This is a genomic window from Gluconobacter sp. P1D12_c (genome assembly GCF_018812105.1).
Classification (GTDB): domain Bacteria; phylum Pseudomonadota; class Alphaproteobacteria; order Acetobacterales; family Acetobacteraceae; genus Gluconobacter; species Gluconobacter oxydans_A.
On record NZ_JACSIQ010000080.1, the window covers coordinates 1 to 782 of the forward strand.

The window sequence follows — 782 nt, forward strand, 5'->3', positions numbered from 1 at the left end:
TTTGGTCGCTGTGCGGGCAACTGTGGCGCTCTGAACGGCAGGTTCATAATGCTGCTGAACGGTCTGACTGATGCGTTTTGCCACCTGCTCAGGGTCTTCCACAACACGGGTAAAAATCCCCTTCTTGAGCACCTGCGGTTCTAGGTCAGCAGGGGTCAGGTTTTTGTGCTCGGGTGCGTCCCGTTCTAGCGCCCCGTAGTAGGTTTTCAGCTTGGTGTGGGTGGCCTTGCTTCCTTCGATGCCGCGTTCCAGTCCGACAGGGCGTCCCACAACTCGCGCAAAGTCGGTCTGCATCTCGTTCAGGGCCTTGGCACCACCGAGGAACCGGCGGCAATTCAGGCGGCCTGTATCGGGGTCTTTTGGCACCACGTAGGCCGACAGGTGCGGCGTTTTTTCGTCCCGGTGAATGATGGCAGCGATCACGTTGTCCTTGCCGTGCCGCTCCTGAATCCAGCGCAACGCCTCGTTCAAATAGGGGTCACGACACGAAAGTGTACTTTACGTACGCTTAGAGTGAACCCAACAAGAACGTTGAGGCTGTTCTGCTGAGAGTTCGATAGACAGTTGGCCGAGAAATAGAAAACAGTTCTGAAAGATCGCTGATGGAGTAATCGCCGGTATCATACATCCGGCGAAGCTCTTTTTGCTGACGTTCAGAAAGCTTGGGTTTCTTTCCGCGTAGTTTACCTTTGTCGCGTGCAACGGCCATCCCTTCACGAGTACGCATCCGGATCAGATCGGCTTCAAACTCCGCGAAAGTCGCAAGGATGTTGAAGAACAAC

Annotated in this window: 2 protein-coding genes; both read right to left on the reverse strand. The window is 55.0% G+C overall.

Features of this window, described 5'->3' with window-relative positions; all coding sequences use genetic code 11:
- A partial coding sequence (locus KP705_RS15620; RefSeq protein ID WP_215764838.1) for a plasmid recombination protein occupies window positions 1-471 on the reverse strand: 471 nt, incomplete at its 3' end.
- 37 nt (window positions 472-508) lie between these two features.
- The coding region (locus KP705_RS15625; protein WP_215764840.1) for a helix-turn-helix domain-containing protein at window positions 509-782 on the reverse strand (274 nt) is incomplete at its 5' end.